We start from the raw sequence: 21849 nt of genomic DNA on the forward strand, positions 1-21849 counted from the left end.
TCTCTCCATCGGCCACGAAAAAAGGGGCCTCCGTCGCCGGACGCCCCTTCTTCGTCAGCCGGTTAGCGCCGATCAGTCGTCGTCGCGCGTCAGGAAGGCAGGCGCGAAGTCCGGCGCGGGGCCGTCATCGTTGCCGCCACCCGAGCGCTCGCGACGCGGGCCGCGATCGCCACGGTCACCGCCGCGGTCGCCACCGCGATCCCGGCGGGGGCCGCCACGGTCGCCGTCGCGGCGCGGGCCGCGATCGCCACGGCCTTCGCCGCCCCGATCACCCCTGGGGCCACGGTCACCACCCTCGCGCGGCTCGCGCGGCGGGCGGGTGTCCTCCAGCTCGGCGCCGGTCTCCTGATCGACGACGCGCATCGACAGGCGGACCTTGCCGCGCTGGTCGATCTCGAGGACCTTGACCTTCACTTCCTGGCCCTCGGTCACGACGTCCTTCGGCGAGGCGACGCGCTCGTTCTTCATCTCCGAGACGTGGACGAGGCCGTCCTTGCCGCCCATGAAGTTCACGAAGGCGCCGAAATCGACGATGTTGACGACCTTGCCGTTGTAGATCTTGCCGACCTCGGGCTCCTCGACGATGCCCTTGATCCAGTTCATCGCGGCCTCGATCTGCGCCGTGTCGGACGACGAGATCTTGACGGTGCCGTCATCGTCGATGTCGACCTTGGCGCCGGTGGTGGCGACGATCTCGCGGATCACCTTGCCGCCGGTGCCGATCACGTCGCGGATCTTGTCCTTGGGAACGGACATCGTCTCGATGCGTGGCGCGTGGGCCGAAAGCTCGGTGCGAGTGTGGTCGAGCGCCTTGGCCATTTCGCCGAGGATATGAGCGCGGCCTTCCTTGGCCTGGTGCAGCGCGGTCTCGAAGATCTCCTTGGTGATGCCGGCGATCTTGATGTCCATCTGCATCGTGGTGATGCCTTCGGACGTGCCGGCCACCTTGAAGTCCATGTCGCCGAGATGATCCTCGTCGCCGAGGATGTCGGAGAGGACGGCGAACTTCTTGCCTTCGAGGATCAGGCCCATCGCGATGCCCGAGACCGGGCGCTTGATCGGCACGCCGGCATCCATCATCGCGAGCGAACCGCCGCACACCGTCGCCATCGACGAGGAGCCGTTGCTCTCGGTGATGTCGGAGGTCAGGCGGATCGTGTAGGGGAACTCCTCCTTGGTCGGCAGCACGCCGTGCAGCGCGCGCCACGCCAGCTTGCCATGACCCACTTCGCGGCGACCCGGCGCGCCGAAGCGACCCACTTCACCGACCGAATAAGGCGGGAAGTTGTAGTGGAGCATGAAATGCTCGTAGCGCAGCCCGGTCAGGCCATCGATCATCTGCTCGCTCTCCTTGGTACCCAAGGTGCAGGTGGAGATCGACTGGGTCTCGCCGCGGGTGAACAGCGCCGAACCGTGCGCGCGCGGCAGGAAGTGCGCCTCGGCCACGATCGGGCGGATCTGGGTGGTGGTGCGGCCGTCGATGCGGGTGCCGTCCTTCAGGATGGCGCCGCGCACGATCTCAGCCTCGAGCTTCTTGACGAGCTTGATGGCGACCATCTGCTCCTGCGGGCTCTTGTCGGCCATGGCGGCCTTCGCCTTGGCACGCGCCTCGTTCAGCGCGTTCGAGCGGGCCGACTTGTCGACCAGCTTGTAGGCCTTCTCGATGTCCTTGCCGATCAGCTTCTTGAGCTCGGCCTTGACCTTCGAATTGTCGTCGCCGGACTTCAGCTCCCACGGATCCTTGGCCGCCTTCTCTGCGAGCTTGATGATCGCACCGATGACCTCGCGGCAGGCGTCGTGCGCGAACATGACGGCGCCGAGCATGACCTCTTCCGAAAGCTCCTTGGCTTCGGATTCGACCATCATCACCGCGTCCTGCGTGGCGGCGACGACGAGATCGAGCGAACCGGCGGCGACGTCGGCGTCGGTCGGGTTCAGGAGATACTCGCCGTCCTTGTAGCCGACGCGCGCGGCGCCGATCGGGCCCATGAACGGCACGCCCGAGATGGTGAGCGCGGCCGAGGCGGCGACCATCGCCAGGATATCCGGCTCGTTCTCGCCGTCATAGCTCAGCACCTGGGCGATGACGTTGATCTCGTTGTAGAAGCCCTCCGGGAACAACGGGCGCACGGGGCGGTCGATGAGGCGGGAGACGAGCGTCTCCTTCTCGGTGGCGCCGCGCTCGCGCTTGAAGAAGCCGCCGGGGATGCGGCCGGAGGAGAAATACTTCTCCTGATAGTGGACGGTGAGCGGGAAGAAGTCCTGCCCTTCCTTCACCGACTTGGCGGCGGTGACGGCGCACAGCACGACCGTCTCGCCGAGCGTCGCGAGCACCGCGCCGTCGGCCTGGCGGGCGACGCGGCCCGTTTCCAGCGTGAGGGTCTTGCCGCCCCACTGGATTTCCACCTTCTTGGTATCGAACATTTGGTTTCCTTCTCCGGCGACCCGATGTCGGCCGGGACCTACTTGCGGGCTAGCCGGCCCGCGGCGGTTCGGAGTCTGTCCGGCTCCCGAGGGCGATTGGCCGGATTGCCATGCCCTCCATGCGAAACGGCCCGCCAGAGGCGGGCCGTCCGAAACTCTTACTTGCGGAGCCCGAGCTTGCCGATCAGATCGGCGTAGCGCTGGACGTCCTTCTTCTTCAGATAGTCCAGCAGGCTGCGGCGCTTGTTCACCAGCATCAGCAGGCCGCGGCGCGAATGGTTGTCCTTCGCGTGGGTCTTGAAGTGCTCGGTGAGGTTCTTGATCCGCTCGGTGAGGATCGCGACCTGCACCTCGGGCGAACCCGTATCGCCCGACGTGCGGGCATTGTCTTCGATCAGCGCCGTCTTGCGCTCTGCGGTTACCGACATCGGGTTACTCCTTCATGAGAGGTTGAAGCCTCGAACCACCCTCACTTCGATCCCGTCGCTATCGACGAGGGCGACCGGAACAGACCCGGCGGTCGCGAAGTAAAGGCCCGGAACTTTGGCGATCCCGATCACCGGACGCCCCTGGCGGAGCGCCCCTGCCTGATCGGGGGTGAGGGCGAGAGCCGGGATGTCGTCCAGCCCTGCCTTCAATGGCAGTAGTGCCTGTTCAAGGGTGCGGGCCTTAGCGAGTTCGGCCAAGGAGTCCAGCGAAATCGCCTGTTCGAGCGTGAACGGGCCGGACTTGGTGCGGCGGAGCATGGTGACGTGGCCGACGGTGCCGAGCGCGATGGCGATGTCGCGTGCGAGGCTACGGATGTAGGTGCCCTTGGAGACGGTGGCGAGGAGCGTCGCCTCATCGGCACCGACATCCTCGATCCCGAGCGAATGCACCGTCACGCTGCGGCTCGCCAGCGCCACGTCCTCGCCCGCCCTTGCGAGGTCGTAGGCGCGCTGGCCGTCCACCTTGAGCGCGGAATAAACCGGGGGCACCTGCTCGATCGGGCCGGTGAAGCGCGGCAGCACCGCCTCCAGAGCCGCCAAGGTCGGCCGCACGTCCGACGTGGCGATTACCTTGCCTTCGAGATCGAGCGTATCGGTCTGTTCGCCGAACCGCACCGTGAAGGCATAGGCCTTGTCCGCATCGAGCATCCGGCCGGAGAGCTTGGTCGCCTCGCCCAGCGCGATCGGCAGCACGCCCGACGCCAGCGGATCGAGCGTCCCGCCATGGCCTACCTTCACCTTGGCATAGCCGCCGTCGCGAAGCGTCCGCTTCACGCGCGACACCATATCGGTCGATCCCGGGCCGACCGGCTTGTCGATCACCAGCCAGCCGTGGAGGGCGGTCTTGTCCTGCGTCATGGGAGCGGCGCCCTAGGGCCGTCGCGCTCCGCCCGCAAGCCTCACTTCCCCAAACCCTATTTCAACGTCTTGTAGCCCGGCGGCACCGGCGAGCGGGTAACCGAGGAGAGCAGGCAGCGCTGCCCCTCCACCACGATCACCGCCTTGTTGTCGAGCGGCCCGCCCGGCCCGGCGGTGTCGACGCCAAAGCCTTGCGCCTGGGCGAGCCTCGGGCAGTTCGGCTGGACGTGGAGATAATACCATTTCCCGTCGGTCGCGGAGAGCAGGTAGATGCCGCGCGTGCCGTCGATGCGATAATCGCTCATCCCGTCCTGCCCGAAGAAGGGGATCGAGACTTCCGGTCCCGTCGGCGCCTCGGGCGCGACCGGCACCGCCAAGGCGGGCGCGGCGGACAGGGCGAGCAGCGGGGCAAGCAACAGGCGCATGGGGCATCTCCGCGCAACGACAGACGCCCTTCTTACATCGTCATTGCGAGCGAAGCGAAGCAATCGAGAGCCACAAGCGCGGCGCTCATGGATTGCCGCGTCGCTCCGCTCCTCGCAATGACGAGAAGTTTACGGCCGCGCCTTCAGCGAATCCCGGATCTCACGCAGCAGGATCACCTCGGCCGAATCCGGCGCGGGCGCGGCCTCGGTCGCCGCTTGCTCCTTGGCGGTGAGCGTCATCGCCTTGTTCACACCCTTGATGATCAGGAAGATGATGAAGGCGACGATCAGGAAGTTGACCGCCTGGGTGATGAACTCGCCATAGCCGAGCAGCGGCACGCCCGCTTTCTTGAGCGCGGCATAGTCACTCGATCCCTGCAGCGCGACGGGTACCTTCTCCGGCGAGAGAATGAGGAAATAGCCCGAGAAATCGAGACCGCCGAAAATCTTGCCGATCAGCGGCATCAGCACGTCCTCGGTCAGCGACGTCACGATCTTGCCGAACGCGGCGCCGATGATCACCGCGACCGCGAGATCGAGGACATTGCCCCGCATGATGAACGCCTTGAATTCCTTCAACATGGCACGCCCTCCTGCAATTCAAGTGATAATCGAGGTTAACGGTTTGAAACTCCGGGGCAAGGGGCATACGTTGCCGAGGCGTATCGAGGACTGTATTAGTCCCATCACACGCTTGGGAGTGTTGATGTCATGATCCTTCGTCGTCGCCTGGCCTTGTCCGCCCCCTTTGCCGCGCTGCTGCTGGCGGGATGCGGGGTCAACGCCATCCCCACCGCCGAGGAAAATGCCAAGGCCAAGTGGGCCGACGTGCAGAACCAGTATCAGCGCCGCGCCGACCTGATCCCCAATCTCGTCGCCACGGTGAAGGGCTATGCCACCCACGAGCAGACGACGCTGACCGCCGTGGTCGATGCGCGCGCCAAGGCGACCCAGGTGACGGTCAATGCCGATCAGATCACCGATCCGGACAAGATGAAGCAGTTCCAGGACGCGCAGAATCAGCTGTCCGGCGCGCTCGGCAAGCTGCTGGCGGTGAACGAGGCCTATCCGGACCTGAAGGCTGACCAGAATTTCCTCGCGCTGCAATCGCAGCTGGAGGGGACCGAGAACCGCATCGCGGTGGCGCGATCCGACTATAACGCGGCGGTGCAGGCCTATAACACGCAGATCCGCACCTTCCCGGACAGCATCACCGCCAAGGTGGTCTATGGGGCCAAGCCGATCACCCCCTTCACCGCTACCACGCCCAACGCCGAGACCGCGCCGACCGTGAAGTTCTGAGGCTGCAGCGATGTCGCTGACCCTGCGCATGCGGATCGTCGTGCTGGCGCTGCTGACCCTGCTCGGCACGCCGGCCTGGGCGCTGGCGTTTCCAGCGTTCTCCGGGCTGGTGGTCGATCAGGCCAATATCCTGCCTGCCGATCGCAAGGTGGCGCTGGAGCAGAAGCTGGAGGCTTTTCAGAAAAGGACCGGCAAGCAGCTCGTGGTCGCGACCGTCTCCAGCCTCGAAGGAGACGATATCCAAGATTACGGGTATCAGCTCGGCCGTGCCTGGGATGTTGGGCTCAAGGCAGCTGGCAACGGCACGATCCTATTAGTCGCACCCAATGAGCGCAAAGTCGGGATCGAGACCGCAAGCGGGGTCTCCGGCTTGCTTACCGACGCTTACACCAGCGTGGTGATCAACTCAAAAATCCGTCCAGCATTCAAAGCGGGCGATATGCCCGGCGGCATCGACGCGGGCACCGATGCCATCATCGAAATCCTGTCGATGCCGGACGATCAGGCACACGCAAAGGAGCAGGCTGCCGTCGCTGCGTGGGACAAGGAGCATAAGCGATCATCGGACGGCGGTGTACCCGGCGCATTGATCTTCTGGCTGATTATTGTTGCGTGGGTGGTGATCGCAGGCTTCGTCCGTCGCGCCCGTTATGGCCAGCGCTATCAAGGCTCGAATTGGCCGATATGGCTGTGGGCGGTCGATAGCGCGCTTAACAGTCGCTCCAGCAGTTGGGGAGGCGGTAGCAGCTGGAGCGGCGGCGGGTCTTCCGACTCCGGAGGCGGAGGTTGGATGGGCGGAGGCTTTACCGGCGGCGGGGGCGGTGGAAGCTCCTTCGACGGTGGCGGTTCTTCGGGGAGCTGGTGATGTTCAACGAAGCGGATCGCATCCGGATCGGGCAGGCCGTCACCGCCGCCGAGGCGAACAGCGACGGCGAGATCGTCACCGTCGTCGCCGAGCAATCGGACAGCTATAACGACGTCGTGCTGCACTGGGCAGTGCTGGTGCTGTTCCTGGCCGTCGCCGTGGTCGCGGCGATACCGGGGCGGCTGATCCTGCTGCTCGACATCGTCGCCGGCGGCTGGGACACGTGGACACCGGGCGAGCTGATCGCGATCCTGCTGGTCGCGCTGGCGGTGAAGTTCCTGATCGCGCGGTGGATCTTCGGCCTGAAACCCATCCGCCTCGCGCTCACGCCCCACGGCACCAAGGCTCGCCGCGTGCGCCGCCGCGCGCTCCTGCTCTTCCGCCTCGCCACCGAGAATCGCACGCGGGCGAAGACCGGCGTGCTGCTCTATCTCAGTCTTGCTGAGCATCGCGCCGAGATCATCGCCGACGCCGCGATCAGCGCGAAGGTGACGCCCGAGACCTGGGGCGCGGCGATGGCCGCCCTGATCGACGCGGTGAAGGATGATCGCCCCGGCGACGGGATGGTGGCGTCGATCGGCCAGATCGGGCAGGTGCTGTCCGAGCATTTCCCCCGCTCGCCGGACGACACCAACGAGCTTCCGGACCGCCTGATCCTGCTATGACCGATCCCGACACCGACGCGCCTGAAGAAATCCGCTGGCAGGGCAGGTTCATCACCGCCAAACAGCGCGGTAAATGGGAATATGTCGGCCGCGCGCGAGGCATTCGCGCCGCCGTGATCGTCGCGGTGGACGATGGGCATGTGTTGCTCGTCGAGCAGTTCCGTGTGCCGCTGGGTCGACCCTGTCTGGAGCTACCCGCGGGCCTTGTCGGCGATCACGATGCTGGCGAGACGATCGAAGGCTCCGCCGCGCGCGAGCTGGAGGAGGAGACCGGCTATCGGCCGGCACGGATCGACATGATCGGCGAGTTCGCCTCGTCGCCGGGGATGGTGTCCGAAACCTTCTCGCTGGTCCGCGCCGTGGGCCTGAACAAGGTCGGCGAAGGCGGCGGCGTGCCGGGCGAAGATATCACCGTCCATCGCGTGCCGCTATCCGACACCGCGGAGTTCGTGGCGGACAAGCGCGCCGCCGGCACGATGATCGACGTGAAGCTGCTGCTGCTGCTCGGCGCCGGCATCCTCGCCGGCGCCTGAGGACTTAGTCGCCTGCGGGCGTGATCGGGCCGGCCGAGAAATTGTCGGCATAGGCCTGTAGCTTGAGCGAGCGATCGTGCCCCGCCACCACCGTCGCCGGGATGCCGTGCTGATCGGCATAGGCCTTGGCCGCCTCCAGCGAGGGAAAGGTCAGCCGCACCTGATCCTTGGTATCTCCCGATCCGGCCCAGCCGGTGAGAGGGTCGGGCTTCTTGGCCTCGGCCGGCTCGAACTCTAGCGTCCAGGTGCCGACCTTGGCGCGGCCCGACTGCATGGCGTTCTTGATCCGCTGGTAGATGCGCGCGGCCATCGTCCAAATCCCTTGCAAGCGTGATGCTGCGATGCCGCAGGGCGCTTGGTCGCGTCAAGAGCGTTGGGACGCCTTCTTGGTCCTGAGCGTCGGATCGGCGGCGGCGGGATCGTCCGGCCAGGGGTGGCGCGGGTAGCGCCCGCGCATCTCCTTGGCGACGGCCGCCCAGCTGCCCGACCAGAAACCGGGCAGGTCACGCGTCGTCTGGATCGGCCGGCCGGCCGGCGAGGTGAGCGAGAGGATCACCGGCACACGCCCGTCGCCCACGGTCGGGTGAGTCGAAAGGCCGAAGAGCGCCTGGGGGCGCAGCTCGACGGTCGGGCCGCCGTCCGCCGCATAGTCGATCGAATGCGAACTGCCGGCGGGTGTTGACAGCCGATCGGGGGCCAGGCGATCGGTGATGCGGCCGCCATCCCAGCCGAGCAGGCGCTGCAGGGCGCCCGCGAGATCGCCGGGCGAGAGGGCATCAAGGCGCCGGCGGCCCTCGACCAGCGGCGGAAGCCAGTCGTCCAGCGCCGCGATCAGGGCCTCGTCGGAGAGATCGGGCAGCGATTCGTCGAAGCGGCGCGCGAAGGCGGCGCGTTCGCGCAGCCGGGCGGCACTTTCGGGCCACGGCAGCAGCGACAGCCCGCCTTTCCGCACGCCCTCCAGCAAGGCCCCGGCGATGGCGACGGGATCGGGCCGGTCGTCCGGCCCGCCGCCGAGCCTCAGCGCGCCGAGCCGCCGCTCGCGGGTCGCGACGATGCCGCCGGTCGCGAGATCGCAGCGGACGGCGCGGACCTCCGCGATGCGGTCGCCATACAGCTGCTCGATCGCGGCACGGTCGATCGGTGCGGCGGAGACGATGCGCGCACCGGCGGCGATGCCCTGCGTCTCGGCGACCGCCAGCCACTCCTCGCGCGCCAGCGGAGACAGCGGATCGAGCCTGAACCCGCGCCCGCCGACGCTGGCCCATGTTTCACCCGAGGCATCGCGGCGCCGTGCGATGCGGTCGGGGTAGGCGAGCGCGACGCAGAGGCCCGGCGCCTCCCCGATCGCGACGCCGGCTGCCGAATTCCCATCAGCCGCCAACCGTGCCCAGCGTCTCGCCAAACCTCGCGCCGCTTCGGCTCGTTTCCCGCGCTCGCCGCGCCAGCGCTGGAGGCGGTGGGACAGATCGGCCGTGTCGCCGCCCAGCCCGCGCTCGGAGATCAGCACCGCCGTCTCGGCCGCGACATCCGCTAGCCCAAGCGGCGCGGCCGCGACCAGCATGTGCGCCAGCCTCGGCGGCAACGGCAGAACGGCGATCGCCTTGCCGTGGGGCGTCGGCCGGCCATCTCCATCGATCGCACCCAGTGCCCGCAGCCGCGTCCGCGCCTCGGCCACCGCAGCGGCCGGCGGCGGATCGAGCCAGCGGAGTTCGGCCGGATCGGCGACGCCCCAGATCGCGCAGTCGAGCAGCAATGCGGAGAGGTCGGCCTCCAGGATTTCGGGCGGATCATAGGGTGGTAGCCCGGCGGTCGCCGCCTGTTCCCACAGGCGATAGACCACCCCCGGCGCCTGCCGTCCCGCGCGGCCCGCGCGCTGCGTCGCCGCCGCCTGGCTGACCCGTTCTGTGGAGAGCCTCGTCACGCCGGCCGCGCGATCGTAGCGTGGGCGCCGCGCCAGCCCCGAATCGACCACGATCCGCACGCCGTCGAGAGTCAGGCTGGTCTCGGCGATCGAGGTGGCCAGCACCAGCTTGCGGACGCCCGGCGCTAACGGCGCGATGGCGGCGCGCTGCTCGGCGGGATCGAGGCTGCCGTGGAGGCGATGAAGCACCACGTTCGGTGGCAGCCGATCCAGCCGCTCGGCAGTGCGCTCGATCTCGGCGACGCCGGGCAGGAAGACAAGGACGCCCCCCTCGACTTCGTCCGCGAGCGCCTGTCGGCAGGCGACGGCGACAGCATCCTCGATCCGCTGGCGCGAATCGCGGCCGAGGTAGCGATGGTCGACCGGGAAGCTTCGCCCCGAACTTTCGATCAACGGCGTGGATTCTCCCATCAGCTGGCCGAAACGCTTGCCGTCGAGCGTCGCCGACATCGCTACCAGCCGCAGGTCCGGCCGGAGTGCGCCCTGCGCGTCGAGCGCCAGAGCGAGGCCGAAATCGCTGTCGAGGCTGCGTTCGTGCACCTCGTCGAACAGCACCGTCGAGACGCCCGCCAGCTCGGGATCAGCCTGAATGCGGTTGCGGAAGATGCCTTCGGTCAGCACCGTCACGCGCGTCGCGGCGGAACGCTTCGTATCCAGCCGCGTGGCATAGCCGAAGGTCCGGCCCACGGGCTCCCCGGCCAGTTGCGCCATCCGTTCGGCGGCTGCCCGCGCGGCGAGGCGGCGGGGAGAGAGGAGCAGGATTTCTCCGTCGCACCATGGTTCGCCGAGCACGGCCGGCGCCACCGCCGTCGTCTTGCCCGCACCCGGCGGCGCGACGAGCACCGCCGACGATCCGGCGCGCAGGGCAGCCAGCAGATCGGGCAGGACAGTGTGGATCGGGAGATCGGTCACGGGGGCGGGATAGGCTTCGCCCGGCCTGTGTCGCAACCATTTACCGGACGGGATGCCCTTTCACAGGCTCGCCAGGCTGCACAGTTCGGCTGCCGTGATCCCATAGGTCGCACAGATGTGATCGCGCAGGCGGCGCTTGGCGTCGGCCATGTCCTGATAGGCCATTTCCTCGATATGTTCGGCGCCGAGATCCACGACATGGGGGCTCGGCACCAGCAGGCCCCAGCTTACCTTATGTCGCGCCGCTGCCTCGCGTACCTCGCCGACCAGATCGCGACCCTCTCGTTGCGTATCGTCCATGAGGAGACAACGCGTTGAGCATGGACGGGTTTCTAATAAGCGCGGGCCACCGCGAACTCGACCGCCTCGATCAGCGCCGACTTGGCGCGGCCGTCCGGGAAACGCCCCAGTGCCGCGATCGCCCGCTGGCCGTAATGGCGGGCACGCGCCAGCGTGTCGGCGACCGCTCCGATCTCCTCCAACAGTCGGATGGCGTGGGCGAGATCCTCGTCCGAGGTGCGGCGCCCTTCGATCGCATCCTTCCAGAACCGGCGTTGCGTCTCGTCGCCTCTGGCATGCGCCAGAATCACCGGCAAAGTGACCTTGCCGTCGCGGAAATCGTCGCCGGTGTCTTTGCCCATCGTCGTGCCGTCGGAGGCATAGTCGATCGCGTCGTCGACCAGCTGGAAGGCGATACCGAGGTTTCGGCCGTAGCTGTCGAGCGCCAGCTCGTCCGCCTCGTCGCGCTCGGCGACCACGGCGGAGATGCGACAGGCGGCGGCAAACAAGGCAGCGGTCTTGGCGTCGATGATCCGCAGGTAGCGATCCTCGTCGGTCTCGATCCGGCGCTGGGCGGTGAGCTGGGCCACCTCGCCCTCCGCGATGATGGCCGACGCGCTGGAGAGGATGCGCAGCACACGCAGCGACCCATCCTCGACCATCAGCTCGAACGAGCGCGAGAAGAGGAAATCGCCGACCAGCACCGTCGCGGGATTGCCCCAGATCAGGTTGGCGGTGCGCTTGCCGCGGCGCATGCCCGACCCGTCGACTACGTCGTCGTGCAACAGGGTCGCAGTATGGATGAACTCCACCGTCGCGGCGAGCTTGTGGTGGCGCGTGCCGCCGTAGCCGAGCAGCTTGGCGCAGGCGAGCGTCAGCATCGGGCGCATCCGCTTGCCGCCGCCCGCGATCAGGTGGCCGGCGAGCTCGGGGATCAGCGGCACCTCGCTCTGCATGCGCGCGAGGATCTCGGCATTGACGTGGTTCATGTCCGCCGCGATCAGCGACACCAAAGGATCGAGCGAGGGCGTGGCGGCGCCGGAAAGAAGGGGATGGACGGTCGCGGTCATGTCGCGCCCCTCTGGCGCTTGATGCGGGTAAAGGCAAGCTGGGCTTGCATGTCGCGCGCGTGCCCGCGAAGAGGGCGCCGACTTATACGGGACGGGCCGCATGACCGACGAGACGCTGAAGCGCTACCGCGAGAGCATCGACAATATCGACGCGGCTCTCGTCTTCCTGCTCGCCGAGCGCTTCAAGATCACGCAGGATGTCGGCCGCTACAAGGCGGAAGCGAAGCTGCCGCCCGCCGATCCGGGCCGCGAGGAACAGCAGATCGCCCGGCTGCGCTCGCTCGCCCAATCGGCGCATCTCGATCCGGATTTCTCGGAGAAGTTCCTGCGCTTCATCATCGACGAGGTGATCCGCCACCACGAACGGGTGCGCGAAGCGGGCTGACCGCTCAGGGCATCCGGACGAGGGACCGCACCTCGCCCGCCAGCGCCAGCGGATCGAACGGCTTGACGATCACCCCGATCGCGCCGAGCGCGCGATAGGCGTCGACATCCGCCTTGCGGGCGCGCGCCGTCATGAAGATCACGGGCAACCCGGCGCAATCGCTGCGCCCCTGCAGCGTGGCGAGCACCGCCGGCCCGTCCATCCCCGGCATCATCACGTCGAGCAGCACCACGTCGGGCTTCCAATCGCCGGCGTCGAGCAAAGCAAGCACCTCGGCCCCGCCGTTGGCGGAGCGCACCTCCATGTCGGAATCGAGGCCCAGCGCCATCACGGCGATGGTGCGGATATCGGGATCGTCGTCGACGCAGAGAATGCGCATCTGTGCGGTCATCGGGCATCCGTATCGGATACGCTGGCCAGCAGCCGGCGGATCGCCTGGGCGAGATTGGGCAGCGAGCGACGCGACTTCACCAGCACCGCGTCCACCTGTCCCCGAACCTCGGGCAACACATCCGTTGCGGAATAGATGATCGTAGGGATCGCGGTGCCATCCGCAAGCGAAAGATCGGGGAGGAGTTCCAGGCCGGAACCATCCGGAAGTGCGACGTCGAGGATCACAATGTCCGGCGTCTGCTGCGCCAGCACCTCCCGCGCCGAGGCCACGGTGGTCGCGCGCAGCATCCGCCCCTGGTCGGCGAGCGCGGTGGCGGTCACCTCCAGCATGTCGAGATCGTCGTCGACGTGGAGCAGGGTCGGTCGGGTCGCGGCGCTATGTTCGACGGCACGGCGCACGGCACGGATCAGACGTTCCTGATCCACCGGCTTGTCGATCCAGTCGATCACCTCGAGCGCGGCGGTGCCGGCGGACGCCTCGTCGGTGACGCCGGAGGTCACGATGATCGGCAGGAGCCGCGTGTCGGCGCGGCGGCGTAGCGCGCGCACCACCTCGAGCCCGCTTTCGTCGGGCAAGGCGACGTCGAGGATCAGCCCATCGTAGCGGCCGGAGCGCGCCGCCTGCTGCGCCTCGCGCGCCGTACCGACGCAATCGACCAGGCAGCCGTCGCGTTCGAGGATGGTGCGGATCGACTGCGCCGCGTCGGCGTGGCTCTGGCAGACGAGGATGCGCGGCCGCGCGCCGCTCTGCGTACGCGAATCCGCCGGCGGGAGCGGCAGCGAGAAGGCGAAGCGGGCGCCACCGCCCGCCGCCTCCCCGAACCAGATCTTGCCTTGGTGGGCGAGCACGATCTCGCGCGAGATGGCGAGGCCGAGCCCGGTGCCGCCGCTCATCGCCGCGCCCTCGCCGGCCTGGCTGAAGCGTTCGAAGATCCGGTCGCGGAAATCGTCCGGAATGCCGGGGCCCTCGTCCTCGATCGCGACCACCGCGACATCGCCCTCGCGCACCAGTGATGCGCGCACCGTGCCGCCCTCGGGCGAGAAGCGAATGGCGTTGGAGAGCAGGTTGGTGACGACCTGCAGCAGCCGGTCGGCATCGCCTTGCACGATCAGCGGGCGCTCGTCGGCGGCGAGTTCCAGCACCACCTGCTTGGTGGAGGCGAGCCCGTTGCTGCCGCCGATCGCCTGATCGAGCATGCGGGCGAGATCCAGCGGCACGCTTTCGAAGTGCATGCGTCCGGAGCCGATCTTCTCTATGTCGAGAATGTCGTTGATCAGCCGGATCAGGCGTCGCGAATTGTTCTCGGCGATCTCGACGAGGCGCCGCGCGGCATCCGGCAGCTCGCCCACCGACCCGGACCGCAGCAGGCCGAGCGAGCCGACCACCGAGGTGAGCGGCGTGCGCAATTCGTGGCTGACGGTGCTGACGAACTCGTCCTTGAGCCGCTCGACCGCCTTGCGTTCCGAAATGTCGCGCAGTGCGGCGACGATCTGCGTCTCCTCCTGCAATTCCATGAGCCCGAGCGCGATGTCCACCGGGACGTCATGTCCCTCACGGTGCCGTACCGACCGATCGAGTCGGTTGGGTTGCACCAGCCGCCCGTCGCGCAGGCCTATCCGATCGTGGAAGCTCCCATCGCCTTCAGCCACCCCCAGCGTCGCCGAGGCGTCACGGCCGATCAGCTCCTCGGGCGTGAAGCCCAGCATCCGCACCGTCGCCGCATTGGCGGAGCAGATGCGGCCCGCATCGTCGAGGATCAGGATCGCATCGGTCGTGCTGGCGAAGATCGCGCGCAGACGGGCTGCTGCGGCATGGGCATGCTGCTCGATCCGGTAGCGCTGGGACTGGGCGCGCCACACGAACCACAAAGCGACCAGCAGCGCCACACCGGCGAACAGCATCGAGGCCCAGACGATGTTGCGCATGGTCTGGTAGCGGCCGCGGACATAATCGAGCCGGCTGGCGAGCGAGGCCTGCTCGGCATCGCTGAGCGCCGTCACCGTGACGCGTGTATGCTCCATCAGCACCACGCCGCGGCGGGTCATCACCTGGGCAGCAGCCGCACCGAACCCGCCATCGCGCCGCGTGCCGATCACCGTCGACATCTCGGCGAACTTGTCGTCGACCAGCGCGCCGAGCCGCGCAAGGCGCAGCGTCTGCTCCGGACTCGATGCATACAGTTTGCCCAGATCGGCCAGCGTGTCGAGCGACCGGCGATGAGACCCGTCATAGGCAGCGAGAAACGCGGCATCGCCGGTGATCACGTAGCCGCGCTGCGCGCTCTCCGCTTCGTCGAGACCGCGGATCAGCAGGGTGGTGGCGAGGCGCCTGTCGTAGGAGGCGCGCACCACTGCCCGCATCGCATCGAGGCCGTTCAGTTGCGCGGCGAACCACAAAGCGAGCAGGATCAGCGCCAGCGGCCCGAGCAGGGCGGCGGCGACGAAGCGGGCGCGCGACGGCGGGCGCGGCGAAGCGGCCGCAGGCTCGCCCGTCTCCTCGATCACTGCGCCTCGTCCGCCTGCTCGGCGAGAAGCGGCTGGATCGCGAGGATCGCCTGGGTGCGGTTGTTGACGCCGAGCTTGCGGAAGATCGCGGTGAGATGCGCCTTGATCGTCGCTTCGGTGACGCCGAGATCGCCGGCGATCTGCTTGTTGAGTCGCCCGTCCGCCAGCGCCATGAGCACACGCAGTTGCGCACCGGACAGATCGGCGATGCGCGCGCGGGCATCGCCCACATCGGCCTGCACCCGCGCATTGACGGGCGGGAACACCGTCTTGCCGGCCAACACGCTGCGGAGCGATCCCAGCGTCTCGTCGAGCGGCTGCGCCTTGGAGAGATAGCCTGCCGCGCCGAGCGCACGCGCCGCCTCGATCAACTCGGGCTGCTGCTTGGCCGATACGATGACGATCGGCACTTCGCCCAACGCATGCTGGAGCCGCAGGAAGCCGGAGAAGCCACGCGCATCGGGCAGCATCAGATCCAGCAGCGCCAGCCGATAGCCCTTGTGCCGGGCGATGGCGGCCTCGGCCTCGGCGATCGAGCCGACGCTGTCGATGGTGAGTTCGGGCATGGCGACACGCGCCGCGAGCGCCAGGCCTTCGCGGATCAGCGGATGATCATCCGCAAGCAACAATCTTGAACCGGACACGGCATCCCCTTGCCTCCGACGGGGCGAGTTTCAGATCGCTACCGACGGTAAAAGTGGCTCGATTAGACAGAAGTCGCAGAAAGCAGATTCGGTTTCAATTGTCGATTTACGGCCAAGCGCACTCCGGCTATGCCGATCAATGCTGCACACGCGTATGATTGGAACGATTTCAATCGCATGCCGAACAGGTATTTCATTCTCGTGGTCGACGACGAACCGGCCAATCGAGCGCTTGCCGCCGGGATTCTGGGCGCCGCGGGCTGGCAGGTGCACGAGGCCGACAGCGGCGATCGCGCCATCGCGGCGGTGCGGGAGCAGCGTTACGATCTCATCCTGATGGACATCCAGATGCCGGGCCGCGACGGGTTCGAAACGGCCCGCGCCATTCGATCCGGAGTGGATTCAGCGGCGTCCGTGCCGATTCTCGCCTTCACCACGGTGCCGCCCGGCGACGCGATCGAACGGGCGCGGGCCGCAGGAATGGACGGCCATATCGCCAAGCCCTTCACACCCGAAACGCTGGTCGCCGCGACCAACCCCTGGCGCCCGTCCGGCGGCCCGTTCCCGGCCGCGTCGCTGGTTGCGATCTTCGGAGAGGCTGAGATCGCCAAGCTGCTCGATCGTTTCCGGACCCAGCTTGCGGAAGCGCTGGCGGCCGAAGATACGCCGGTCGAACGCAAGGCGCGCGCGCACAAGATCGCCGGTATCTCGGGCACACTCGGCTTCGCGGAGGTCTCGCGGCTCTGGCTCGCCGTGTCTGAGGGCTACGAATCGGCCTGGGAAGAGGCGCGCGCCGCCGCCCGGCGTGCGATTCACCGGATCGACACGGATACCTTCGGCGATCAGACGGCGGTCTAATCGGCATTCCACGTCGGTCTAATGGGTCTTACGCCCTCGGTCTAACGACCCCTTCCACCCTGGTCTAAGACACACCGCAAACCGGGCTTCCCGGAAGGTTTCGTTAAGTCTGATGGCGCCTCTTCCGTCCTGTCACGCGCTTCAACAGGACGACCACCATGCTCAACAGCTTCACTCGCTTCCGCGCTTCGGGCGCTCTGCTCGCCACCACCGTCGCCGTCGCGCTCGGCACGGCGCCCGCCTATGCCGCCGGTTCCTCGACCGGCACGATCGGTGTCTCGCTCAACGTCACCGCCGCCTGCGCGGTGAACGGCGCGACCGCGATCGCCGCCAATCTCGGCCAGGTCGGCTCGATCGCCTTCGCCGACCAGCCCGGCCTGTTCGGCAACACCGACGCCTCGCTGGTCGCGACCGGCGGCGGCTCGGGCCTCTCGGTGCTCTGCTCGCCCGGCTCGACCCCGACCTTCACCGTCGGCTCGGGCGCCAACGACGCCAGCGGCGTCCACTACATGGCGTCGGGCGCCAACAAGCTCGCCTACCACCTCTACAGCGACAGTGGCCGCACCACCGAGATCGGCATCGGCCAGGCGATCAGCCTCGGCACCGCCACCTCGACCGCGTTCAACGTGCCGATCTACGGCCGCGTGAGCAGCAACGGCGCTGTCGTCGCCGCCGGTTCCTACACCGACACCGTGCAGGTCACGCTGGCCTGGTAATCGGCAGGTAACGGAAGCGGGACAGCGGCCATGCCGGTTGCATATCGCATGGCCGCGCTGGTGCTGGCGGGCGCCGTCGCCGGGGGGTGTGGCGCCACGTCGGCCACGGCCGAGACCTCGAAAGCCTTTCAGGTCTCGGCCGTCGTCGCCAACGGCTGCTCGGTCACCACCTCGGGTGGCGCCAGCAACTGGGGCAGCATCGACCTCGGCACCGTTTCCGGGGTCACCAGCGGCACCGTGCAGGCCAGCCTGCTCTCCAACGGCACCGCCGGCATCCAGATCGACTGTACCCCCGGCATGACCGCGAGCGTCTCCGCCGACACCGGCCTCAACCCCACCAGTGGCGGGGTTAGGCAGCTGGTCAGCGGCACGTCCAAGGTCCCGTATCTGCTCTACGCCAACGGCTCGAACACGGCCTGGACGACCAATGCGATCGCGCTCTCCTTCCCGGTCGGCACCTCGCACCTGTCCATGCCCGTCGTCGCCAAGGCCACGCTCTCCGGCGCCACCAAGGCGGGCGCCTATGCCGACACGGTCCGCGTCACCCTCAGCTGGTAGCGGCCCGCTCCCTCCCAACCACGGAGTAGCCCCCGATGCTTCGCAAATTCGTTCTCACCGCCCTTCTCGCCGGCGCACCGATCGCGCAGGCGCAGGCCGCCGCCGTCGTGCTGTGGCCGGTCGATCCGACCATCGCCGCCGGCCAGACCGCGACCGCGCTCTGGGTCGAGAATCGCGGTGCCCAGCCGGTCACGCTGCAGGTCCGCTCGCTCGGCTGGAGCCAGGCCGGCAACGAAGATCAGTACGCCCAGCAGGACGAGGTCGTCACCTCGCCGCCGATCGCCAATGTCGCGCCCGGTGAGCGCCAGCTGATCCGCGTCATCCGTCGCGATACCGGCACCCAGTCGGCCGAGCACAGCTACCGCCTGCTGATCGACGAGCTGCCGCCGCCCGTGGATCCGACCAAGCCCGGCACGACGAGCGGCCAGCTTTCGGTGCAGATGCGCTATTCGATCCCGCTCTTCACCTATGACGGCGAGGTCGCGGCGCAGCCTACTCTGGTCGCGCGCACCGTCGTGGCCGAAGGCAGGCGCTATGCCGAGATCCGCAACGTCAGCCAGCGTCACGCGCGGCTGATCAACCTGCGCATCCAGACCGGCGCGAAGGAGTTCACCGTCACCGCCGGGCTGCTCGGCTACGTGCTGGCCGGTTCCACGATGCGCTGGCCGCTGCCGGAAGGCGCGCCAAACGGCACCATCGTCGTCAACGCCAACGGCATCGACACCACGCTGGCGCCGACTGCCTGACGACGGTCCATGTTGCGTCGCTTCCTCTTCCTCCTGCTGGCCCTCGCGGCGGCGGGCACGCGGCCGGCTTGCGCCGCCGCCCTGCCCGCCTTCGAGGCCGCCACGACGGCCGACCAGCCCCTGTTCGTCGAGCTCGTGCTCAACGGGCAGGCGGGAGGCGACATCGTGCCGATGCGCGTCGCGAACGGGCATGAACTCGTCGACGCCGCCGCGCTGCGCAAGGCGGGCCTGACGGTGGCGGGCGACGGGCCGGTCGACGTGAGCCAGATCAAGGGCGTGCAGTCGACCTACGATGCCGCCGGGCAGACGCTGAACCTCAACGTCTCGCCGGACATGCTGCCGACCAACCATATCTCGGCTTATGCCCGCAAGCAGGTGCAGACCATCGCCGATCTCGGCGCGATGCTGAACTACGACGCCTACGTGCAGACCGGCGACGGTGTCACCACCGCCTCGCTGTGGACCGAGCAGCGTGTCTTCGGTCCGTTTGGCACCATCTCCAACAACGGCACGCTGCGCACCGGCACCGGGCTGAAGACCGGCTATCTGCGCTACGACACCCGCTATCGCTACGTGGACGAAAATCACGCGCTCGCCTTCACTGCCGGCGACCTGATCACCCAGTCGCTGCCCTGGACGACCTCGGTGCGGCTCGGCGGCCTCCAGATCGCGCGCGACTATCAGGTGCGGCCCGATCTCATCACCACCCCGCTGCCGAGCTTCGCCGGCAAGGCCGCCGTCCCCTCGGCGGTCGACCTGTTCGTCGACGGCTACCGCCAGCAGAGCGCCGACGTGCAGCCCGGCCGCTTCGTGCTCGACAACATGCCGGTGGTGAACGGCGCCGGCGAGGCGACGATCGTTACCACCGACGCGGTCGGCCGCCAGATCGCGACCACCATCCCCTTCTACGTCTCCTCGACGCTGCTGAAGCCCGGCCTTCTTGATGTCTCGGGCGAGGTCGGCTTCCTGCGCCGGGGCTATGGCCTGAAGAATTTCGACTACGGCGCGCTGACCGCCAGCGGCACGATCCGGCGCGGCCTCACCCAGACCATCACCGTCGAGGTCCATGGCGAGGTCACAAAACGGCTGGCGCTGGGCGGCGCCGGCATCGTCTTCGCGCCCGGCCGCTTCGGCACGCTCAACGTCTCGGCCGCGACCAGCCGCAGCGAGGGCCGCCAGGGCACGCAATGGACGGTGGGCTACAGCTACACCGCACGCCGCTTCTCGATCTCGGCCGAGCACGACCAGCGCCGCGCCGGCTATCGCGATCTCGGCTCGTTCGATCTCGCCAACTACAGCGGCACCAAGCGCTCCGATCGCGTGATCGCGACCGTGAACATTCCGCATCAGGGCAGCATCGGCGCCGCCTTCATCGACGGCATGACGCTCGGCCATGAGCACACACGCATCGCGTCCGTCTCCTATTCGCGCCCGATCGGTCGCTTCGCGAGCCTGTTCGTCAGCGCCGACCACGATTTCGTGCAGCACAGCACCAGCGCCCAGCTGCGCCTGATCATCCCGTTCGGTCGCAACAGCGTCTCGGGCGGTGTCACCCACGATCGCGGCCGCGGCACGCTGGCGCAGGTCGATTATGCCCGCTCCGTGCCGACCGACGGCGGCTTCGGTGTCAACGCCACGCTGGCCGGCGACGATCAGGGCCGCATCTATGGCCAGGGCACCGCGACATATCGCGCCGAGACCGTGGAGGTGCAGGCCGGCGGCTCGTTCACGCCGGGCCAGCGCTCGGGCTGGGTCGGCGCCACCGGATCGATCGTGCTGATGGACAAGAGCGTGTTCGCCGCCAACCAGGTGAACGACGCCTTCGCGATCGTCTCCACTGGCGGCATCGCCAACGTGCCGGTCTCCTACGAGAACCAGCCGCTCGGCACGACCGACAAGAACGGCCATCTGTTCGTGCCGCAGGTCACCTCCTACCACGTCGGTCGCTTCGCGATCGATACGCTGAACCTGTCTGCCGACCATATGGCGGACGCCGTGGAGAAGCACGTCTCGCTGCGGCAGGGCACCGGCGCCATCGTGCATATGCCGGTGCGCTTCGTCCGCAACGCCACCGTCACCCTCGTCGGCCGCGACGGCAAGGTGCTCGCGGCAGGCGGGCGCGTCGAGCGCGCGGGCAAGCCCGACAGCGAGATCGGCTGGGACGGCATCGCCTTCCTGGAAGACATCGCGACCCAGACCGACCTCGCCGTCACCAACCGCGACGGCAGCGCCTGCCGCGCCCACGTCACTCTTCCGGCGGACGCCAAGGCGCTCGCCCAGATCGGTCCGGTGCCATGCGTCTGATCCTCGCTCTCCTGATGATGCTCGGTTTGGCCGGCGCCGCGAACGCGACCTGCACGACTTCCGCGCAGTCGCTCACTTTCGCGTCCGGCTCGACCTACGACGTGAAGGCGAGCTCGGTCGCCAACATCTCGGGCAAGGCGGGCCTCTCGTGCACGGGATCCGTTCTCAACATCCTCGGGGCGAGCTACGCCAAGGCGACGATGACCAGCCTCAATGGCTTCGTGCTCAAGAGCTCGACCGGCGGCAGCATCCCCTTCCAGGTCGCCGCCGATTCGGGCTTCACCGTGCCCTTCACCCAGGGCGGCACGGTCAACTACATGAGCGCGACCCTGCTCTCGCTGCTCAACATTCTGAACCCGAACAGCTTCGCGCCGCCGCTCTACGCCAAGCTGACCGGCGCGCCGAACATTCCGGCGGGCACCTACACCGATACGCTGACGATCCAGTGGAGCTACCAGGTCTGCAACGGGGTCGATGCGCTTGGCGTCGCCTGCATCGGCTACGAAACCGGTACGGGCACTTCGAACGTCACCGTCACCTTGGTCGTCAGCGCCGACTGCCGGATCAGTGCCCCCAACGTCAGCTTCGGCACCGCTCCGCTGGCCAGCCAGTTCCAGGCGGTGAGCCAGGCGGTGCTGGTCGATTGCTCTCAGGGCAGCGCCTACAAGGTCAGCTTCTCGAGCGGCGGCAACGGCTCCTCGCGCCCGTGGCGCACGATGAGCGACGGCGCCGGCCACACGCTGCAATACAATATCTACCGCACCGACGGCACGACCATCTGGGACGAGACCAACCCGTTGCAGAGCACCGCCAACGGCGGCGTCGGCTCCGGATCGACGACGCCCAACCAGATGCAATCCTACGTCGCCAAGGTGAACGCCGCGCAGACCACGCCGCCGGCTGGCACCTATACCGACACCGTGAACGTGATCATTTCCTTTTAGTTCGGACAGGTTCGGGTTCATCCTCTCGACATCCATCGCCGATTATGGTGGGTG

Annotated in this window: 23 protein-coding genes; 11 read left to right on the top strand and 12 right to left on the bottom strand. The window is 67.9% G+C overall.

What is annotated here, in order from left to right; translation table 11 throughout:
* Positions 1-72 precede the first annotated feature (72 nt).
* The 5 genes from pnp to mscL form a co-directional block, all read right to left on the bottom strand.
* Positions 73-2424, bottom strand: coding sequence for a polyribonucleotide nucleotidyltransferase (pnp, locus tag HZF05_RS11635; protein WP_160366528.1), 2352 nt, complete (start codon positions 2422-2424; stop codon positions 73-75).
* Between the two features lie 158 nt (positions 2425-2582).
* On the bottom strand, positions 2583-2852 hold the full coding sequence (gene rpsO / locus HZF05_RS11640; protein WP_110156635.1) for a 30S ribosomal protein S15: 270 nt from the start codon (positions 2850-2852) through the stop codon (positions 2583-2585).
* Between the two features lie 12 nt (positions 2853-2864).
* A complete protein-coding gene (truB, locus tag HZF05_RS11645; RefSeq protein ID WP_160366529.1) occupies positions 2865-3770 on the bottom strand; it encodes a tRNA pseudouridine(55) synthase TruB in 906 nt (301 codons plus the stop codon).
* Positions 3771-3826: 56 nt separating this feature from the next.
* Positions 3827-4195: a hypothetical protein gene (locus HZF05_RS11650; RefSeq protein ID WP_160366530.1), complete on the bottom strand. Its 369-nt coding sequence runs from the start codon at positions 4193-4195 to the stop codon at positions 3827-3829.
* 129 nt (positions 4196-4324) lie between these two features.
* Positions 4325-4777 carry a large conductance mechanosensitive channel protein MscL gene (gene mscL, locus HZF05_RS11655; protein WP_160366531.1) on the bottom strand — a complete coding sequence of 151 codons (453 nt, stop codon included), beginning with the start codon at positions 4775-4777 and terminating at the stop codon, positions 4325-4327.
* 129 nt (positions 4778-4906) lie between these two features.
* Here mscL and HZF05_RS11660 point away from each other — a divergent pair, with 129 nt between their 5' ends.
* The 4 genes from HZF05_RS11660 to HZF05_RS11675 are packed head-to-tail and all read left to right on the top strand — an operon-like array spanning position 4907 to position 7560.
* Entirely contained in the window at positions 4907-5497 is a 591-nt protein-coding gene (locus HZF05_RS11660) for a LemA family protein (RefSeq protein ID WP_160366532.1), read from the top strand.
* 10 nt (positions 5498-5507) lie between these two features.
* Complete coding sequence (locus HZF05_RS11665; protein ID WP_160366533.1) at positions 5508-6362, top strand: TPM domain-containing protein; 855 nt, start codon at positions 5508-5510, stop codon at positions 6360-6362.
* A complete protein-coding gene (locus tag HZF05_RS11670; RefSeq protein ID WP_160366534.1) occupies positions 6362-7027 on the top strand; it encodes a TPM domain-containing protein in 666 nt (221 codons plus the stop codon). Before HZF05_RS11665 ends, HZF05_RS11670 begins: the two co-directional genes overlap by 1 nt.
* The gene (locus tag HZF05_RS11675; RefSeq protein ID WP_160366535.1) at positions 7024-7560 is read left to right on the top strand and encodes an NUDIX hydrolase; all 537 of its coding nucleotides are present in this window, start codon (positions 7024-7026) and stop codon (positions 7558-7560) included. The genes HZF05_RS11670 and HZF05_RS11675 overlap by 4 nt, the downstream gene beginning before the upstream one ends.
* Positions 7561-7564: 4 nt before the next feature.
* Here the strand turns inward: HZF05_RS11675 and HZF05_RS11680 are convergent, their stop codons facing one another.
* From HZF05_RS11680 to HZF05_RS11695, 4 genes are read right to left on the bottom strand one after another with little or no spacing between them, the layout of a single operon-like run.
* Complete coding sequence (locus tag HZF05_RS11680) at positions 7565-7870, bottom strand: ETC complex I subunit (RefSeq protein WP_160366536.1); 306 nt, start codon at positions 7868-7870, stop codon at positions 7565-7567.
* A gap of 54 nt (positions 7871-7924) precedes the next feature.
* Positions 7925-10393 carry an ATP-dependent helicase HrpB gene (gene hrpB / locus HZF05_RS11685; RefSeq protein ID WP_160366537.1) on the bottom strand — a complete coding sequence of 823 codons (2469 nt, stop codon included), beginning with the start codon at positions 10391-10393 and terminating at the stop codon, positions 7925-7927.
* Between the two features lie 60 nt (positions 10394-10453).
* Positions 10454-10693 (bottom strand): glycosyltransferase family protein, encoded by a 240-nt coding sequence (locus HZF05_RS11690; RefSeq protein ID WP_160366538.1) that lies wholly within the window; start codon positions 10691-10693, stop codon positions 10454-10456.
* Between the two features lie 32 nt (positions 10694-10725).
* The gene (locus tag HZF05_RS11695; RefSeq protein WP_160366539.1) at positions 10726-11742 is read right to left on the bottom strand and encodes a polyprenyl synthetase family protein; all 1017 of its coding nucleotides are present in this window, start codon (positions 11740-11742) and stop codon (positions 10726-10728) included.
* Between the two features lie 100 nt (positions 11743-11842).
* Here HZF05_RS11695 and HZF05_RS11700 point away from each other — a divergent pair, with 100 nt between their 5' ends.
* Positions 11843-12127, top strand: a complete 285-nt coding sequence (locus HZF05_RS11700; RefSeq protein ID WP_160366540.1) for a chorismate mutase — start codon at positions 11843-11845, stop codon at positions 12125-12127.
* Positions 12128-12131: 4 nt separating this feature from the next.
* Here the strand turns inward: HZF05_RS11700 and HZF05_RS11705 are convergent, their stop codons facing one another.
* Genes HZF05_RS11705 through HZF05_RS11715 form a run of 3 tightly spaced genes read right to left on the bottom strand, consistent with a single transcriptional unit; the run spans position 12132 to position 15669 of the window.
* Positions 12132-12518 carry a response regulator gene (locus HZF05_RS11705; RefSeq protein WP_160366541.1) on the bottom strand — a complete coding sequence of 129 codons (387 nt, stop codon included), beginning with the start codon at positions 12516-12518 and terminating at the stop codon, positions 12132-12134.
* Positions 12515-15025, bottom strand: a complete 2511-nt coding sequence (locus HZF05_RS11710) for an ATP-binding protein (RefSeq protein WP_160366542.1) — start codon at positions 15023-15025, stop codon at positions 12515-12517. Before HZF05_RS11710 ends, HZF05_RS11705 begins: the two co-directional genes overlap by 4 nt.
* Positions 15022-15669 (bottom strand): LuxR C-terminal-related transcriptional regulator, encoded by a 648-nt coding sequence (locus HZF05_RS11715; protein ID WP_160366543.1) that lies wholly within the window; start codon positions 15667-15669, stop codon positions 15022-15024. The genes HZF05_RS11710 and HZF05_RS11715 overlap by 4 nt, the downstream gene beginning before the upstream one ends.
* Before the next feature lie 177 nt (positions 15670-15846).
* On the opposite strand from HZF05_RS11715, the gene HZF05_RS11720 reads away from it, so the two are divergent.
* The 6 genes from HZF05_RS11720 (at position 15847) to HZF05_RS11745 (ending at position 21795) form a co-directional block, all read left to right on the top strand.
* On the top strand, positions 15847-16527 hold the full coding sequence (locus HZF05_RS11720; protein ID WP_160366544.1) for a response regulator: 681 nt from the start codon (positions 15847-15849) through the stop codon (positions 16525-16527).
* A 158-nt stretch (positions 16528-16685) separates the two neighbouring features.
* Positions 16686-17243: a Csu type fimbrial protein gene (locus tag HZF05_RS11725; RefSeq protein ID WP_160366545.1), complete on the top strand. Its 558-nt coding sequence runs from the start codon at positions 16686-16688 to the stop codon at positions 17241-17243.
* Positions 17244-17273: 30 nt separating this feature from the next.
* Positions 17274-17801, top strand: coding sequence for a spore coat protein U domain-containing protein (locus HZF05_RS11730; protein WP_160366546.1), 528 nt, complete (start codon positions 17274-17276; stop codon positions 17799-17801).
* Between the two features lie 35 nt (positions 17802-17836).
* Positions 17837-18547, top strand: a complete 711-nt coding sequence (locus HZF05_RS11735) for a fimbrial biogenesis chaperone (RefSeq protein WP_160366547.1) — start codon at positions 17837-17839, stop codon at positions 18545-18547.
* Between the two features lie 9 nt (positions 18548-18556).
* Positions 18557-20851: a fimbria/pilus outer membrane usher protein gene (locus HZF05_RS11740; protein WP_160366548.1), complete on the top strand. Its 2295-nt coding sequence runs from the start codon at positions 18557-18559 to the stop codon at positions 20849-20851.
* The gene (locus tag HZF05_RS11745) at positions 20842-21795 is read left to right on the top strand and encodes a Csu type fimbrial protein (protein ID WP_160366549.1); all 954 of its coding nucleotides are present in this window, start codon (positions 20842-20844) and stop codon (positions 21793-21795) included. The genes HZF05_RS11740 and HZF05_RS11745 overlap by 10 nt, the downstream gene beginning before the upstream one ends.
* The last annotated feature ends 54 nt before the right edge of the window (positions 21796-21849 follow it).

This window comes from Sphingomonas chungangi, from assembly GCF_013778325.1.
Taxonomy (GTDB): Bacteria; Pseudomonadota; Alphaproteobacteria; order Sphingomonadales; family Sphingomonadaceae; genus Solisphingomonas; species Solisphingomonas chungangi.

What these genes read in the sequence shown, in the direction of transcription:
- pnp (WP_160366528.1), bottom strand. Translation starts at nt 2,424, where the DNA reads ATGTTCGATACCAAGAAGGTGGAAATCCAGTGGGGCGGCAAGACCCTC.
- rpsO (WP_110156635.1), bottom strand. Translation starts at nt 2,852, where the DNA reads ATGTCGGTAACCGCAGAGCGCAAGACGGCGCTGATCGAAGACAATGCC.
- truB (WP_160366529.1), bottom strand. Translation starts at nt 3,770, where the DNA reads ATGACGCAGGACAAGACCGCCCTCCACGGCTGGCTGGTGATCGACAAG.
- HZF05_RS11650 (WP_160366530.1), bottom strand. Translation starts at nt 4,195, where the DNA reads ATGCGCCTGTTGCTTGCCCCGCTGCTCGCCCTGTCCGCCGCGCCCGCC.
- mscL (WP_160366531.1), bottom strand. Translation starts at nt 4,777, where the DNA reads ATGTTGAAGGAATTCAAGGCGTTCATCATGCGGGGCAATGTCCTCGAT.
- HZF05_RS11660 (WP_160366532.1), top strand. Translation starts at nt 4,907, where the DNA reads ATGATCCTTCGTCGTCGCCTGGCCTTGTCCGCCCCCTTTGCCGCGCTG.
- HZF05_RS11665 (WP_160366533.1), top strand. Translation starts at nt 5,508, where the DNA reads ATGTCGCTGACCCTGCGCATGCGGATCGTCGTGCTGGCGCTGCTGACC.
- HZF05_RS11670 (WP_160366534.1), top strand. Translation starts at nt 6,362, where the DNA reads ATGTTCAACGAAGCGGATCGCATCCGGATCGGGCAGGCCGTCACCGCC.
- HZF05_RS11675 (WP_160366535.1), top strand. Translation starts at nt 7,024, where the DNA reads ATGACCGATCCCGACACCGACGCGCCTGAAGAAATCCGCTGGCAGGGC.
- HZF05_RS11680 (WP_160366536.1), bottom strand. Translation starts at nt 7,870, where the DNA reads ATGGCCGCGCGCATCTACCAGCGGATCAAGAACGCCATGCAGTCGGGC.
- HZF05_RS11690 (WP_160366538.1), bottom strand. Translation starts at nt 10,693, where the DNA reads ATGGACGATACGCAACGAGAGGGTCGCGATCTGGTCGGCGAGGTACGC.
- HZF05_RS11695 (WP_160366539.1), bottom strand. Translation starts at nt 11,742, where the DNA reads ATGACCGCGACCGTCCATCCCCTTCTTTCCGGCGCCGCCACGCCCTCG.
- HZF05_RS11700 (WP_160366540.1), top strand. Translation starts at nt 11,843, where the DNA reads ATGACCGACGAGACGCTGAAGCGCTACCGCGAGAGCATCGACAATATC.
- HZF05_RS11705 (WP_160366541.1), bottom strand. Translation starts at nt 12,518, where the DNA reads ATGACCGCACAGATGCGCATTCTCTGCGTCGACGACGATCCCGATATC.
- HZF05_RS11720 (WP_160366544.1), top strand. Translation starts at nt 15,847, where the DNA reads ATGCCGAACAGGTATTTCATTCTCGTGGTCGACGACGAACCGGCCAAT.
- HZF05_RS11725 (WP_160366545.1), top strand. Translation starts at nt 16,686, where the DNA reads ATGCTCAACAGCTTCACTCGCTTCCGCGCTTCGGGCGCTCTGCTCGCC.
- HZF05_RS11730 (WP_160366546.1), top strand. Translation starts at nt 17,274, where the DNA reads ATGCCGGTTGCATATCGCATGGCCGCGCTGGTGCTGGCGGGCGCCGTC.
- HZF05_RS11735 (WP_160366547.1), top strand. Translation starts at nt 17,837, where the DNA reads ATGCTTCGCAAATTCGTTCTCACCGCCCTTCTCGCCGGCGCACCGATC.
- HZF05_RS11740 (WP_160366548.1), top strand. Translation starts at nt 18,557, where the DNA reads ATGTTGCGTCGCTTCCTCTTCCTCCTGCTGGCCCTCGCGGCGGCGGGC.
- HZF05_RS11745 (WP_160366549.1), top strand. Translation starts at nt 20,842, where the DNA reads ATGCGTCTGATCCTCGCTCTCCTGATGATGCTCGGTTTGGCCGGCGCC.